Here is a 14,576-nt window from a genome sequence, read left to right as displayed (position 1 = left end):
ACGGGGGTGCTTGGCAGCCACCGCGCCGGTGGCCCATAGTGGGGAAAGTCCAGTGAATCGTCGTTCAGCTCCGGCCCGTGGCCGGGTCCGCCCAGCGACGAAAAGCCCGATGTTTTGAAGGAGTTACCCATGTCCGATGCCATCAAGGTCGGCTTTGTCCCGTTGTCTGCTGCCGCCCGTGGCATCCTGGTCGTGTTCTGCGACGACACTCTGAAGCTCGGTCCGGCGACGGCCAAAGCACTCGGCGGTGCCACTGAGCTGGTCAAGCGGGCGGCCTCCGCCGCCGGCTTCAAGGGCAAAAGCGGCGCCGCGCTGGACATCCTGGCGCCGGAGGGGGTGAAGGCTACCCGCCTGGTCGTGATCGGCGCCGGCAAGGCGGCGAGCCTGAAGGCGAACGACTTCCTCAAATTCGGCGGCGTGGCGGCGGGCAAGCTTTCGGCCGCGGCCGCTGCCATGACCATCGTCGCGGAACTTCCTGATGGCGCCATGACCAGCGAGCAGGCGGTTGCGATCGCCTCGGGCCTGCGGCTGCGCGCCTACAAGTTCGATCGCTACAAGACGAAAAAGAAAGACGGCGAGGAGGGCGGCTTGCGCGCCGACGTCTCGCTTGCGGTCGGCGATGCCACCGCGGCGAAGAAGGCGTTTGCCTCGGCCGGCCATGTCGTCGACGGCGTGATCATCGCGCGCGATCTCGTCAACGAGCCGCCGAACGTGCTTTTCCCCGAGGAGTTCGCGCGCCGCGCGGGCCTGCTCCGCAAGCTCGGCGTCAAGGTCGAGGTGCTCGACGTCAGGGCGATGGACAAGCTCGGCATGGGCGCGCTGCTCGGCGTCGGCCAGGGTTCGTCACGGCCGAGCCGGACCGTGATCATGCGCTGGGACGGCGGCAAGAAGGGCGAGGCACCGGTCGCCTTTGTCGGCAAGGGCGTCTGCTTCGACACCGGCGGTATTTCGATCAAGCCGGCCGGCAGCATGGAAGATATGAAGGGCGACATGGGCGGTGCCGCCTGCGTCGTCGGCCTGATGCATGCGCTCGCCGCGCGCAAGGCCAAGGCCAACGTAGTCGGCGCCATCGGCCTCGTCGAGAACATGCCCGACGGCAATGCGCAGCGGCCGGGCGACATCGTCACCTCGATGTCGGGCCAGACCATCGAGATCATCAACACCGACGCCGAAGGCCGCCTCGTGCTCGCCGACGTTCTCTGGTACGTCGCGAAAAAGACCAAGCCGAAATTCATGGTGGATCTGGCGACGCTGACCGGCGCGATCATGGTCGCGCTCGGCACCGAGCATGCCGGCATGTTCTCCAACAATGACGAACTCGCCGACCGTCTGCTCGCGGCCGGCATCGAGAGCGGAGAGAAAGTCTGGCGCATGCCGCTCGGCCCCGAATACGACAAGCTGATCGATTCCCAGTTCGCCGACATGAAGAACACCGGCGGCCGCCATGGCGGCTCGATCACCGCGGCGCAGTTCCTGCAGCGCTTCGTCGACGGCACGCCGTGGGCGCATCTCGACATCGCCGGCACGGCGATGGGCGCGCCGAAGACCGACATCAACCAGAGCTGGGGAAGCGGCTACGGTGTCCGTTTGCTCGACCGTCTGGTCGCCGACCACTACGAGCGCAAATGATCTGAGATGACCGAAGTCCTTTTCTACCATCTGCAAAACATGACGGTGGAGAACGTGTTGCCGCCGCTTCTCGAGAAATCGCTCGAGCGCGGCTGGCGCGTCGTGGTGCAGTCGACCTCGCCGGAGCGTGCCGACGCGCTCGACGCGCACCTATGGACCTATCGCGACGATTCGTTCCTGCCGCACGCGACATGGCGCGTGAACGATGCCGCCGATCAGCCGATCGTGCTGGCGATCGAGGAGGACAATCCCAACGGCGCCAATGTCCGCTTCCTGGTCGACAACGCCGCGCTGCCGCAGGACGTGCAGGGCTATGAACGCATGGTGCTGCTGTTCAACGGCGACGATCCGGATGCGCTGGCGTTTGCCCGGAGCGCCTGGACGGATTGCAAGGCTCGGGGATTTGATGTCACCTATTGGCAGGCCGACGAACGGGGCCGTTGGCAGCGCCGGAATTAGCGGTCGTCTGCAATTAATGATAATTTGCACTTTTCGGGCGATGCTGGCTTTTGTCACCTTCGTGCCGCAAAGTGATGTTGGGACAATCGCTTAGGGCCGGTCCTTCATGCGGGGAATTTAGTTTATCGTGCGACATCAAAAGCTTCCCAGCTCGCTCATAGTTGCGTTGGCTGCCGTAGCACCGCTGCTCGCGGGCTGCTCGGGGACCGACCTGTTGTCCAAGGATGCCCAGTGGTTCAACACGCCGAGCCGCCTGTTCATCAAGAGCATCTCAATCGAATCGCCGCCGTTGACCCCCGACAAGCCCGTGACGGCCGAGGATCTGGTCAGCGCCGACGGCGCCTGTCCCGGCATGACGCCGCCCCCCGGGCCGGCCGACGCCAATGCTTCGACGACGGCGCCGGCGCCCATGGGCGGCACGGTCGCGCTCGGCCACACCGAATGCGACGTGGTGCGCGGCATCGGGGCGCCCTCGACCGTCAATCTCTCCAGTGATGCCGCCGGCCGGCGCGTTGCCGTCGTCACCTGGAGCACAGGTCCGCGCGCGGGCATCTACACCTTCACGTCCGGCCGTCTGTCCTCGATCGAGGGCACGCCGGAAGCGCCTGTCATGCCGAAGGCGACCAAGCCGAAGCCGAAGAAGAAGTCGGCGTAAGGCGAACTCTCGCGTCCCGGACGCGCTGCAGCGCCATCAGCGCGTTCACGCGCGTCTTCGACGCGCTATGCGCTGCTGCGCTGAGCCGGGACCCGGTCTCTCTCGATCCAGTCTCTCTCGATCATGAGCCCCGGCTCAGCAGCGCACCACTATCGTGCTGCGCTGTGTCCGGCGCACGAGAGCACCGATCGAATTCGCCATCTCATCAAAACGAATGCGTCGTCGCTTCGAGCTGTGGCTTCTGCGCGTGCATCAATGCGTTGGTGGGATTCGCGCGCGCCTTCGAAAGTCACGCTGCCGTTATACGTGATCGGCAATTCGTGATGTGAGAGCGTTTGCATCCGCTGTCGCAACCAGCCCGGAGGAAAACTGGAGGAAATCTCCAGAATAATCACGCGCGTCTAAAGCAGTGCTTCAAGTAAGACATCCGCACCACTGCTACGCATCGAGGGGAGGGGCTAGATCGATCGAAGGAATATTTGAATGTCTACTACCTCTGTTTTCTCCCCGGTTACGGGCCAGCTCACCATTTTCGGCGACAGCGCCAATAACGGCGTCGTGATCAGCCGCGACAAGTCGGGCCGCATTCTCATCAATAACGGGCAGGTGAAGACGATCGGTGGCGATCCCACTGTGGCCAACACCAATGAGATCGACATCTTCGGTCAGGGCGGCGACGACACGATCACCGTTAACGAATCCAACGGCCCGATGCCCGCGGTGCACATTTTCGGCGGCGACGGCAATGACAGGATCACGGGCGGCTCGGGTGCCGATTTGCTGTTTGGGCAGGCCGGCGACGACACGATCAAGGGCGGCGGCGGCAACGATCTGCTGTTCGGCGGCGCGGGGAACGACACGCTGGACGGCGGCAGCGGCGACAACCAGTTGTTCGGCGAAGCGGGCAACGACCTCATGATCTGGAATCCGGGGGGCGGCACCAACCTGTTCGAGGGCGGTGACGGCAACGACACCGCGCAGGTCAACGGAAGCAATGACCCGGAGACGTTCACGATCACGGCGAACGGCACGCGCGTGCGATTCGACGGGACGGGCGCGGCGCCATTTTCGCTCGACATCGGCACGACGGAGAATCTTGTGCTGCACGGCGGCGGCGGCGACGACGTCATCACCGCAAGCAATGGACTCGCCAGCCTGATCTCGCTGACGCTTGACGGCGGCGCCGGCAACGACAGGATCACCGGCGGCGACGGCAACGACCTCCTGATCGGCGGCAGCGGCGACGACATCGTCAATGGCGGACGCGGCAACGACGTCGCGCAATTAGGGACGGGCGACGACACCTTCATCTGGAATCCCGGCGACGGCAGCGACACGGTCGAAGGCGGATCGGGCAACGACAAGCTGCTGTTCAACGGCGCCAACATCAACGAGACCATCGACATCTCGGCCAATGGCGGCAGGGTGCGCTTCACCCGCGACGTCGCCAACATCACGATGGACCTCAACAGCATCGAGCAGATCGAATTCGATGCACGCGGCGGCGCCGACAACATCACCGTCGGCGATCTCTCCGGGACCGGCGTCAAGCAGGTGCTGGTCGATCTCGGAGCCGTTCCCGGCGGCACGCAAGGCGACGGCGCGGCCGACACGGTGACCGTCACCGGCACCAACGGCGGCCAGCACATCGAGGTCACGTCCAACGGGACGACCGTGACGGTGACGGGCCTGCCCGAAGTCGTGACGATCGCGAATGCGGAAGCTGCCAACGACCGGCTGGTGATCCAGGCGCTCGGCGGCAACGACGTCATCGATGCATCGCTACTTGCTGCGGCGATTGGGCTGACCATCGACGGCGGCGCGGGCAACGATACCATCACCGGCAGTCAGGGCGCCGACACCCTGATCGGCGGCGACGGAAACGACAAGGTCAACGGTGGCCGCGGCAACGACGTCGCTCTTCTCGGCGCAGGCGACGACCTCTTCACGTGGAATCCCGGTGATGGTAGCGACACCGTCGAAGGTGGCGCGGGAACGGATACGCTGGTGTTCAACGGCTCCAACGTCGCCGAGAACATGTCGATCTCGGCGAATGGCGGCCGCGCGCTTCTCACCCGCGACGTCGGTGCCATCACCATGGATCTCAACGGCGTCGAGCATGTGCAGATCGCTGCCGCCGGCGGCGCCGACAACATCACCGTCAACGATCTCTCCGGCACCGGCGTCACGCAGGTGGCGATCGACCTCAGTGCCGGCCCCGGCAGCCAGAGTGGCGACGGTGCGGCAGATCGTGTGACCGTGAACGGCACCGCAGGCGATGACAACATCTCGGTCACGACCTCTGGCGGATCGATCGTTGTCAACGGCCTTGCGGCGCAGGTGACCATCGCTCACGCCGATGCCGGTGACGTCCTGACCGTCAACGGCGGAGGCGGTAACGACGTCATCAATGCCTCGTCCATCAAGGCGGGGCAGCCGTTCAGCCTCAACATCAACGGCGGTGACGGCAACGACACCATCACCGGCAGTGCCGGCAATAACATCGTGAACGGCGGCCGTGGCAACGACGTTGCCAATCTCGGCGCCGGCGATGATACCTTCGTCTGGAATCCCGGCGACGGCAGCGACATTGTCGAAGGCGGCAAGGGCACCGATACGCTGCTGTTCAACGGCGCCAACATCAACGAGAACATCAACATCTCGGCCAATGGCGGCCGGGTGCTGTTCACCCGCGATGTTGCTGCCATCGCGATGGACCTCAACGGCGTCGAGCATATCAACTTCAACGCCCTCGGTGGTGCCGACAACATCACGGTCGGCGACCTCTCCGGGACCGGCGTGAATCAGGTCAACCTCGACCTCGGCGCCAATGACGGCGCCGCGGATACGGTGACGATCAACGGAACCAGCGGCAGCGACGTCATCACGGTGACCGAGCACGACGGCATCATTACGGTGTCGGGGCTTGGTCAGGACATCAACATCACCGATGCCGGCACGGGCGACAGGATCGTGATCAACGGGCTCGATGGCGACGACGTCATCACGGCCTCCGGTCTGCACGGCGGCATCCAGCTCGTCGCCAATGGCGGAAATGGCGATGACGTCCTGATCGGCAGCCCCGGCAACGACACGCTCGCGGGCGGTGCGGGTGACGACGTGCTGATCGGTGGCGGCGGACAGGACGTCCTCGACGGTGGCCCCGGCAACAACGTCGTCATCAACGGGGGCGGGGCGATGGCGGCCGCGATGCTGCTCAACCAGGCCATGGCGGCGAACCTTATCCCGGCAGGTGACGGTCACGGCGAGATGCCGTTGCCCGATCCGCACGCGGCGCAGAGCCAGACCCTCGCACCGCCGCAACACGCCTGACACTAGGCTCCGGCCGGGAGAACGCCCATGACCACGAACGCGGTCTCGACCGATACGGGGTTGGACGCGCTGCTCACCCTGCTGCATTTGCAGGGTGTTGCGGCCGACCGCGACCAGCTCAGGCACCGGACCGGAACGGCTATCTTTGGCGCAGCGGAGATCATCCGCTGCGCCAAATCTCTCGGCCTCAAGGCACGAACCTATCGAACGCAGTGGAGTCGTCTATCGGGCAGCCCGCTGCCGGCGATCGCGATACTGCGCGACGGCAGCTTCATGGTCATCGCGAAAGCCTCCGCCGACAAGGTGCTGGTGCAATCGCCGCAGGCCCAGCGCCCGGTGCTGATGGAGCGCGACGAGCTGTGCGCGATCTGGGACGGCGGATTGATTCTGATGGCCCGGCGCGCCGGGCTCTCCGACCTCGGGCGCCATTTCGACATCACCTGGTTCATCGGCGCGATCGGCAAGTACCGGCGGCTGTTCGGCGAGGTGCTGGCCGCCTCGTTCTTCCTCCAGCTCTTTGCGTTGGTCTCGCCGCTGTTCTTCCAGGTCGTGATCGACAAGGTGCTGGTCCACCGCTCGCTGTCCACGCTCGACGTGCTCGTCATCGGTCTCGTCGTCGTCTCGCTGTTCGACACGGTGCTGGGTATCCTGCGCAATTATCTGTTTGCGCATACGACCAACCGCATCGACGTGGAGCTGGGGGCGCGGCTGTTCCACCACCTTCTGGCATTGCCGATGGCCTGGTTTCAGGCGCGGCGCGTCGGTGATTCCGTGGCGCGGGTTCGCGAACTCGAGAACATCCGCAACTTCATCACCAGCTCGTCGCTGACGCTGCTCATCGACCTGTTCTTCACCTCGGTATTCCTGGCGGTGATGTTCGCCTATTCGCCGTTGATGAGCTGCATCGTGCTGGCATCGTTCCCGTTCTACATCGCGATCTCGGCGGTGGCGACGCCGCTGTTTCGCCGCAGGCTGGACGAGAAATTCCGCCGCGGTGCCGAGAACCAGGCTTTTCTGGTCGAGAGCGTCAGCGGCATCGAGACATTGAAGGCGATGGCGGTCGAGCCGCAGATGCAGCGCCGGTGGGAAGAGCAGCTGGCCGGCTATGTCTCGGCGAGCTTCGGTGTCACCAGCCTCGGCAACACCGCAAGCCAGCTCGTGCAGTTCGTCAGCAAGGTCGTGACCGCCGCCATTCTCTATGTCGGCGCGCGCCTCGTGATCGGCGACGCATTGACCGTCGGCGAGCTCGTAGCCTTCAACATTTTTGCGGGGCGCGTTTCGGCGCCCGTGCTGCGGCTGGCCCAGGTCTGGCAGGATTTTCATCAGGCGCGGCTCTCGATCGCGCGGCTTGGCGACATCCTCAACAGCGCGGCAGAGCCGGCTTATTCGGCGGCGCGTGCGGGGCTGCCGCCGATCCGGGGCAATATCCGGTTCGAGCACGTGTCGTTCCGCTACCGGCTCGATGGGCCGGAAATCCTGCATGACGTCTCGTTCGATGTTCCGCCCGGGCAAACCGTCGGCATCGTCGGATCGTCGGGCTCGGGCAAGAGCACGTTCGCCAAGCTGGTGCAGCGGCTCTACGTTCCGCAAGGCGGCCGCGTGCTGATCGACGGAATGGATCTGGTGATGACCGATCCGGCCTGGCTCCGCCGCCAGATCGGCGTGGTGCTCCAGGACAACATGCTGTTCAACCGCTCGGTGCGCGACAACATCGCGCTGGCCGATCCGACCCTGCTGATGGACCGCGTCATGGACGCAGCAAAACTTGCGGGCGCGCATGATTTCATTCTGGAGCTTCCCGAAGGCTACGACACGGTCGTCGGCGAGCGCGGCTCGACGCTCTCGGGCGGGCAGCGCCAGCGCATCGCGATCGCCCGCGCATTGGTGACCAATCCCCGCATCCTGATCTTCGATGAAGCGACCAGCGCGCTCGACTATGAAAGCGAGCGGATCATCCATGAGAACATGAAGGAGATCGCGAGGGGCCGCACCGTTCTGATCATCGCGCATCGGCTGTCCACCGTTCGCGGCGCCGATCGCATCTTCACGCTGGAGCGCGGCCGTCTGGTCGAGGACGGCACGCATGACGCGTTGATCAAGACCGGTGGCCGATACGCGGCCCTGCATCGTCTCCAGGGAGGGATCTATGAGGTCGGCTAGCGCGGCGCCGGCCCCGCGGCCGGAGCAGACCGTCGTTCCCTTCCGGAAAGCGAAGGGGCGGCGCACGGAAGAGATCGCTTTCCTGCCCGCGGCGCTGGAGATTGCCGAGGCACCACCGTCACCGATCGGCCGGGCCATCGCGATCGCCCTGATGCTCCTTGTCTGCGCGGCACTCGCGTGGTCGGCATGGGGCACGATCGATATCGTGGCGTCCGCAACCGGGAAGGTGGTGTCGAGCGGGCGAAGCAAGGTGGTCCAGCCGTTCGAGACCGGGGTGGTGCGCGCCATCCACGTGCAGGACGGGCAGGCGGTCAAATCGGGCGACGTGCTGATCGAGCTCGATCCGACCGTGAATGCCGCGGAGCGCGATCACCTGCACGACGATCTCATGGCCGAACGGCTCAATATGGCGCGTCTCCGCGCCGCACTGGCAAGCGGCGAAGATGCCTCCACCGATCTCGTCCCGCCTGCGGATGCCGATCCCTCGCTGGTCGCGACACAGCGGCAGCTTCTTGCCAATCAGGTCAGCGAGCATCGCGCCAAATTAGCGTCGCTTGCGCGCCAGCAGGCGCAGAAGGAGGCCGAGCATCAGACCATTGCGGCGACGATCCACAAGCTGGATGCGTTGCTCCCCGTCACCCAGCAGCGCGTCGATATCCGCAAGATTCTGATGGAGAAGGAAATCGGCTCGAAGCTGACCTATTACGAGACCCTTCAGCTCCAGATCGAGCAGCAGGAGGAGCTTCGCGTCCAGAGCAGCCATCTGAAGGAAGCCGAGGCAGCCGTCGCCGCGATCCGGGAGACCCGCACCCAGGCCGTGGCGGAGTATCGCAAGAGCCTGTCCGACGAACTCGCCAAGAGCGAGCAGAAAGCCAACGGCGTCGCGCGCGATCTGATCAAGGCGCAGCAGCGCACCCAGCTCCAGCGGCTGACCTCGCCGGTCGACGGCGTGGTGCAGCAGCTTGCGGTCCACACCGTGGGCGGTGTGGTCACGCCCGCGCAATCGCTGCTCGTGATCGTGCCGTCAGATACGCGGCTCGAGGTCGAGGCGATGATCTCCAACCGCGACATCGGCTTCGTCGAGGCCGGACAGGATGCCGCCGTCAAGATCGACACCTTCAACTTCACCCGCTACGGCCTGCTGGAGGGGCGGGTGCTGAGCGTCTCGCAGGACGCCATCATCCGCGATCGTCCGCCGGGGAGCGACCGCGCGCTCGGGACGCAGCGCGACAGCAGCGAGCCCAACGGCCAGGAGCTGAGCTACAGCGCACGCATCTCGCTCGATCGCACGCAAATGCAGGTGGACGATCGCCTCGTCAGCCTGTCACCGGGAATGGCCGTGACAGTGGAGATCAGGACCGGCTCGCGCACCATTTTGAGCTACCTGTTATCGCCATTGCAGCGCTACCGGCACGAGATCATGCGGGAACGCTGATGTTTGCTGATTAAGCCAGGCGTTTCAACGGCTTGGGTGATCTCACCGACGCGCCGGCCGCACCAGCCCCGCTACTGTGCATGGGGTTGTTTTTCAGATTTTGAGTCTAGCCCGCTGCCTCGTCGAACTGCGTGCTCGCCTCCAGCCACTGTTCCTCCGCACGCGCCAGCGCGTCGGCGGCGTTGGCGCGGGCCTTCGACAGTTGCGCGGCCTGCTTGGGATCCCTGGTGAAGATGTCGGGCAGGGCGAGTGCGGTGTCGATCTTGGTGATGATCTCGCTGACGCGGGCGATCTCGCTCTCGGCTTCCGCGATGCGCTTCTTCAGCGAGCCGCGATTGTCCGATCTCGGGCGCTGCGGCTTCTCGCTCGCGGCGCTACGCTCGCGCGGGGCGGGCTCGCCGTTGCGCGCCGACAGCACCAGGCGGCGGTACTCGTCGAGGTCGCCGTCGTAATTGGTCACGGTCCGGTCGGCGACGATCCAGAGTTGGTCGGCGCAGGACTCAATCAGATAGCGGTCGTGCGAAACCATGATGACGGCGCCGGGGAATTCGTTGATCGCCTCCGCAAGCGCAGCGCGGCTGTCGATGTCGAGATGGTTGGTCGGCTCGTCGAGGATGATCATGTTCGGGCCGAAGAAGGTCGCAAGGCCCAGCAGGAGCCGCGCCTTCTCGCCGCCCGAGAGCTTTGCGACCTTGGTATCGGCCGCCTTGCCGGAGAATCCGATGGCGCCGGCGCGTGCGCGCACCTTGGCCTCGGGCGCTTCACCCATAAGCTTGCGGACGTGGTCGTAGGTCGAGGCATCCTCGTTCAATTCGTCGAGCTGGTGCTGGGCGAAATAGGCAATCGAGAGCTTGTCGGCACGCGTCACCTTGCCCGAGAACGGTGCGAGGCGGCCCGCGAGCAGTTTCACCAGCGTCGACTTGCCGTTGCCGTTGGAACCAAGGAGCGCGATGCGGTCGTCATTGTCGACGCGCAAGGTGACGCGGTTAAGCACGGGCGTGTTCGGATCGTAGCCGACCACGACGTTGTCGGCGGCGATGATCGGCGGCGACAGGATTTTCTCCGGCGCGGGAAAGTTGATTTCGCGCACATCCTGGGTGACCAGCGCCGTGATCGGCTTCAGCCGCTCCAGCATTTTTACACGAGATTGCGCCTGGCGGGCTTTCGAGGCTTTCGCCTTGAAGCGGTCGACGAAGGCCTGCAGACGGGCGCGTTCGGCTTCCTGGCGCTTGACCGCTTTGGCATCGAGCAGCTCGCGCATGGCCCGTTGCTCCTCGAAGGAGGAATAGGTGCCTTTGTAGAGCGTGAGCTTGCCGCGCTCCAGATGCAGGATCTGGTCGACCGAGCTTTCCAGGAGGTCGCGGTCATGGCTGATCACGATCACCGTGCGCGGATAATGCGCAAGGTGATCCTCGAGCCACAGCGTGCCTTCGAGGTCGAGATAGTTGGTGGGCTCGTCGAGGAGCAGGAGGTCAGGGGCGGCGAACAGCGTGGCGGCGAGCGCAACGCGCATGCGCCAGCCGCCGGAGAATTCGGCGCAAGGGCGAAGCTGGTCGGTGGCGGAGAAGCCGAGGCCGGAGAGGATCGCGGCGGCACGGCTCGGCGCCGAATGGGCGTCGATGTCGACCAGGCGGGTCTGGATTTCGGCGATCCGGTGCGGGTCGGTCGCGCTCTCCGCTTCGTGAAGCAGCGCGTCGCGTTCGAGGTCGGCCTTGAGCACGACGGAGATCAGGCTCTCGGGCCCGTTCGGGGCCTCCTGCGCGAGGCTGCCGACGCGCCAGCGTGGCGGCAGGGTGACCGTGCCGTGCTCGGCCGCCAGCTCGCCGCGGATCACCTTGAACAGGGTCGACTTGCCGGTGCCGTTGCGCCCGACCATGCCGACGCGCGCGCCGGGCGTGATCTGCACGGAACTCTGGTCAATCAGAAGGCGTCCGGCAAGGCGGATGGAGAGGTCGGTGATAGCAAGCATGCGGCCTTGTCACCGCAAGGCGCGTCGAACGCAACCCGTTTTTGCGTGAGCCTCACGTCAGTGCGAATCGCGGTCGCGCTGCTTCAACTCGTCGAGGAGCTGTTCGAGATGCGTCGGGAGCCGTGGTTCGGGGCGCAGGCTCTGCTGAAGCCGTTCGCCCACGGCATCGCAGATCGAGCGGCTGGTGCGCCGGTCGATCTGTTCGCTGTCATTGGCAAAAAGGCCAGGCATTGTGGGGTTCCGTGTTCTCAAAGTGATGACACGGTACCAAGTCCTTGGCCCCCCAAATGGTTTCGCCGCTCGCGGAGATTGCCCGGCACTCTAGTAAAAATTGCATGAAGCCGGGCAAAGGCCGCCCAAATACAAAGCCCCGGCGCAGGGGAACGCCGGGGCTTCGCTTGGAAGGTACCTGGGGGGCCTAGGTACCTCAGGAAGGTGCTGTCGGGCTCAGTAGCAGCGGTTGATCAGCCGCCAGCGGGGTCCCCAGGGGGTCGGGACCAGCCGGCGCACGTAGCAGCCGCCATAACCGTAGGAGACGGGGCCGCCGGCATAGAAGCGCGGTCCACCCCAGCCGTGATGCCAGCCACCGCCGCCGCCGTGCCAGCCCCAGCCGCCATGCCAGTGAGCGGAGGCGGAGGTCGGCGCCAGCGCGGCACCCAGCGCAACCGCGGCGACAGCGGCAAGCGAAAGTTTCCTCAACATGGTGATCTCCTAAAGACTGCCGGCGCGGGGCTATCGCGTCGATGGAAAGGCCGCCGAAACGATCCGCCTAATGATCAGGCTTTGGTTTCGATAGGCCCAACCTTACGCCAGCGAGGCTGAACCAAGCCCTGAACGGAGCCTTCAGATTGGGTTCATCTGGGTGAAATCTCGGTAATCCATGACTAGATCCGGCGGGGCAGCCTGCGGCGAAGCGTCCGGGGGCGGTTTTGGCGGTCGCTTGCCGTCCGGCAAAGGCGCCGATATAAGCCCGGCAACTCCGAACCACCGCTTTCTTCTCAAGGACAAGATTATGGCCATCGAACGCACTTTCTCGATCATCAAGCCCGATGCGACCGCGCGTAACCTGACCGGTGCGGTCAACGCCGTGATCGAGAAGGCGGGCCTGCGCATCGTCGCACAGAAGCGCATCCGCATGACCAAGGAACAGGCCGAGACCTTCTATGCCGTGCACAAGGCGCGCCCGTTCTTCGGCGAGCTCGTCGAGTTCATGACCTCGGGCCCCGTGGTGGTCCAGGTGCTGGAAGCCGAGGGCGCCATTGCCAAGTACCGCGACGCGATGGGTGCGACCGATCCGTCCAAGGCCGCCGACGGCACCATCCGCAAGCTCTACGCAAAGTCGATCGGCGAGAATTCCGCTCACGGCTCGGATGCGCCGGAGACTGCCGCGATCGAAATCGCGCAGTTCTTCTCGGGCAACGAGATCGTCGGCTGATCAGCCGATAGGTTAATATCGACGGGGCGAAAGGACGTATTGTGAACTGGCTCTGGCAGGTCTTCGATCCCGCTACGATCGGGGCATTCTTCACCCAGTTTCGCAACGAGATGGCCGAACCGACCTTCTGGATTGCGGTCGGCAAGATCATCTGGATCAACATCCTGCTCTCCGGCGACAACGCGCTGGTGATTGCGCTCGCCTGCCGCGGACTCAAGCCGCGGCACCGGCTGTGGGGCATGATCTTCGGCGCCGGCGCAGCCGTGCTGCTGCGGATCATCTTCACCGGCATCGTCGCGAGCTTGATGGAGCTGCCGTATCTCAAGCTCGTCGGCGGTCTCGCGCTGATCGTGATCGCGGCGAAGCTCCTGGTGCCGGAGAACGAGGACGAGGAGGGCGTCGAGTCCGCCTCGCATCTGTGGCAGGCGGTGCAGATCGTCGTCGTCGCCGACATCGTCATGAGTCTCGACAACGTCATTGCGGTGGCCGCCGCCGCCAATGGCAGCGTGCCGCTGCTGATCCTCGGCCTTGCCATCAGCGTGCCGCTGATCGTCGCCGGTGCGGCCCTGATCATGGCGCTGCTCGCAAAGCTGCCGGTCCTGGTCTGGGCGGGTGCAGCACTGCTCGGCTGGATCTCGGGCGAGGTGATCGCGACCGATCCCGGCATCGCGCCGAAGCTGCACACGCTGTTCGACGGCCCGCTCGGTGCCTCGCTGGACAGCATGCTCGGCGCGCTTCGCATCCCGCCCCAATTCGCCCATGGCGGCGGAGGCGGCGAATATCTCTGCGCCGCTCTCGGCGTCGTCGTCGTGCTGGTCGTCGGCAGCATCTGGCGCCGGCGCAGCCTGAGCGCGGCCGCGCTGGAGTCCTCCGAGCGCCACGCCAAGGCCTCGGCGGAGTAATCTCCACGGCATGATCTGGTTTTGCTTGCCTCTTCCCGGCGGGGAGAGGTGTTGCGCGCGATCATTCTGACAGCCGCCGTCCCCACTGAACCGGTCATCATAGCTCCGCACGCCGGCGAGCATTGCCGCCTTATGGCGAACTCGCGCGTCAGGCGGTCACGCACAGTGCGGTCCGGCACTTCGTGGGTGACCCACAGCGCTCTCAACCTCTGCGCGATTTAGACTTTGACTTATTATAAACTACTGAAAATAAAGGCGTTTTTATTGACTTGGCGGCTCATGCCGCGGCACGTCGCTCCGGTATTTATTCCTGTCAAACCGGAAGCTGTTGAGAGATGCCTTCGAGAGCCACCTGCCGCCCTGCTGCTATTCTTGCCGCTACCGTCAAATCCCATTCGAAGTTCTCCAGACCGACGGCCTTCGCGGCCTCTCTGGTCTCCATCGCCTTGTTCGGCGACGGCTTCCTTCACCGCACCAGCGCGCAAAGCGCTGCGCCGGAGACGGCGACAGCCTTGCCGGCGGTGACCGTCACTGCCGACGTGCCGAAGCAGCGTGCACGCCCGCGTTTGAACCCAAGTCGAAGGGCGGGCCGTCAAAGC

11 protein-coding genes are annotated in these 14,576 nt (G+C 65.0%); 8 read left to right on the top strand and 3 right to left on the bottom strand.

Going from position 1 to position 14,576, the window contains the following annotated elements; all coding sequences use genetic code 11:
- Positions 1-129 precede the first annotated feature (129 nt).
- The 6 genes from AB7G19_RS24930 (at position 130) to AB7G19_RS24905 (ending at position 9,671) form a co-directional block, all read left to right on the top strand.
- Complete coding sequence (locus AB7G19_RS24930) at positions 130-1,629, top strand: leucyl aminopeptidase (RefSeq protein ID WP_441268182.1); 1,500 nt, start codon at positions 130-132, stop codon at positions 1,627-1,629.
- A 6-nt stretch (positions 1,630-1,635) separates the two neighbouring features.
- Positions 1,636-2,088: a DNA polymerase III subunit chi gene (locus AB7G19_RS24925; protein WP_441268181.1), complete on the top strand. Its 453-nt coding sequence runs from the start codon at positions 1,636-1,638 to the stop codon at positions 2,086-2,088.
- Positions 2,089-2,254: 166 nt separating this feature from the next.
- Entirely contained in the window at positions 2,255-2,743 is a 489-nt protein-coding gene (locus tag AB7G19_RS24920; RefSeq protein ID WP_028147753.1) for a hypothetical protein, read from the top strand.
- 483 nt (positions 2,744-3,226) lie between these two features.
- Positions 3,227-6,076: a beta strand repeat-containing protein gene (locus AB7G19_RS24915; RefSeq protein WP_441268180.1), complete on the top strand. Its 2,850-nt coding sequence runs from the start codon at positions 3,227-3,229 to the stop codon at positions 6,074-6,076.
- A 27-nt stretch (positions 6,077-6,103) separates the two neighbouring features.
- The gene (locus AB7G19_RS24910; RefSeq protein ID WP_441268179.1) at positions 6,104-8,236 is read left to right on the top strand and encodes a type I secretion system permease/ATPase; all 2,133 of its coding nucleotides are present in this window, start codon (positions 6,104-6,106) and stop codon (positions 8,234-8,236) included.
- Complete coding sequence (locus tag AB7G19_RS24905) at positions 8,223-9,671, top strand: HlyD family type I secretion periplasmic adaptor subunit (protein ID WP_208086443.1); 1,449 nt, start codon at positions 8,223-8,225, stop codon at positions 9,669-9,671. Before AB7G19_RS24910 ends, AB7G19_RS24905 begins: the two co-directional genes overlap by 14 nt.
- Positions 9,672-9,777: 106 nt before the next feature.
- On the opposite strand, the gene AB7G19_RS24900 is transcribed toward AB7G19_RS24905, so the two are convergent.
- The 3 genes from AB7G19_RS24900 to AB7G19_RS24890 all read right to left on the bottom strand — a co-directional run bounded on the left by AB7G19_RS24900 (position 9,778) and on the right by AB7G19_RS24890 (position 12,342).
- Positions 9,778-11,640: an ABC-F family ATP-binding cassette domain-containing protein gene (locus AB7G19_RS24900; RefSeq protein WP_208086444.1), complete on the bottom strand. Its 1,863-nt coding sequence runs from the start codon at positions 11,638-11,640 to the stop codon at positions 9,778-9,780.
- 57 nt (positions 11,641-11,697) lie between these two features.
- Positions 11,698-11,871: a hypothetical protein gene (locus AB7G19_RS24895; RefSeq protein WP_441268178.1), complete on the bottom strand. Its 174-nt coding sequence runs from the start codon at positions 11,869-11,871 to the stop codon at positions 11,698-11,700.
- A 216-nt stretch (positions 11,872-12,087) separates the two neighbouring features.
- The gene (locus tag AB7G19_RS24890; RefSeq protein WP_014495771.1) at positions 12,088-12,342 is read right to left on the bottom strand and encodes a hypothetical protein; all 255 of its coding nucleotides are present in this window, start codon (positions 12,340-12,342) and stop codon (positions 12,088-12,090) included.
- A gap of 310 nt (positions 12,343-12,652) precedes the next feature.
- Between AB7G19_RS24890 and ndk the strand changes: the two genes are divergently transcribed.
- On the top strand, positions 12,653-13,075 hold the full coding sequence (ndk, locus tag AB7G19_RS24885; protein ID WP_027535388.1) for a nucleoside-diphosphate kinase: 423 nt from the start codon (positions 12,653-12,655) through the stop codon (positions 13,073-13,075).
- Positions 13,076-13,116: 41 nt separating this feature from the next.
- Positions 13,117-13,977, top strand: a complete 861-nt coding sequence (locus AB7G19_RS24880; RefSeq protein ID WP_135215298.1) for a TerC family protein — start codon at positions 13,117-13,119, stop codon at positions 13,975-13,977.
- The last annotated feature ends 599 nt before the right edge of the window (positions 13,978-14,576 follow it).

The sequence above is a fragment of the Bradyrhizobium sp. 215_C5_N1_1 genome (assembly GCF_052075935.1).
Lineage (GTDB): Bacteria > Pseudomonadota > Alphaproteobacteria > Rhizobiales > Xanthobacteraceae > Bradyrhizobium > Bradyrhizobium barranii.
The sequence above is the reverse complement of the archived record's forward strand: the minus strand, read 5'-3'. Positions and strand labels throughout refer to the sequence as shown.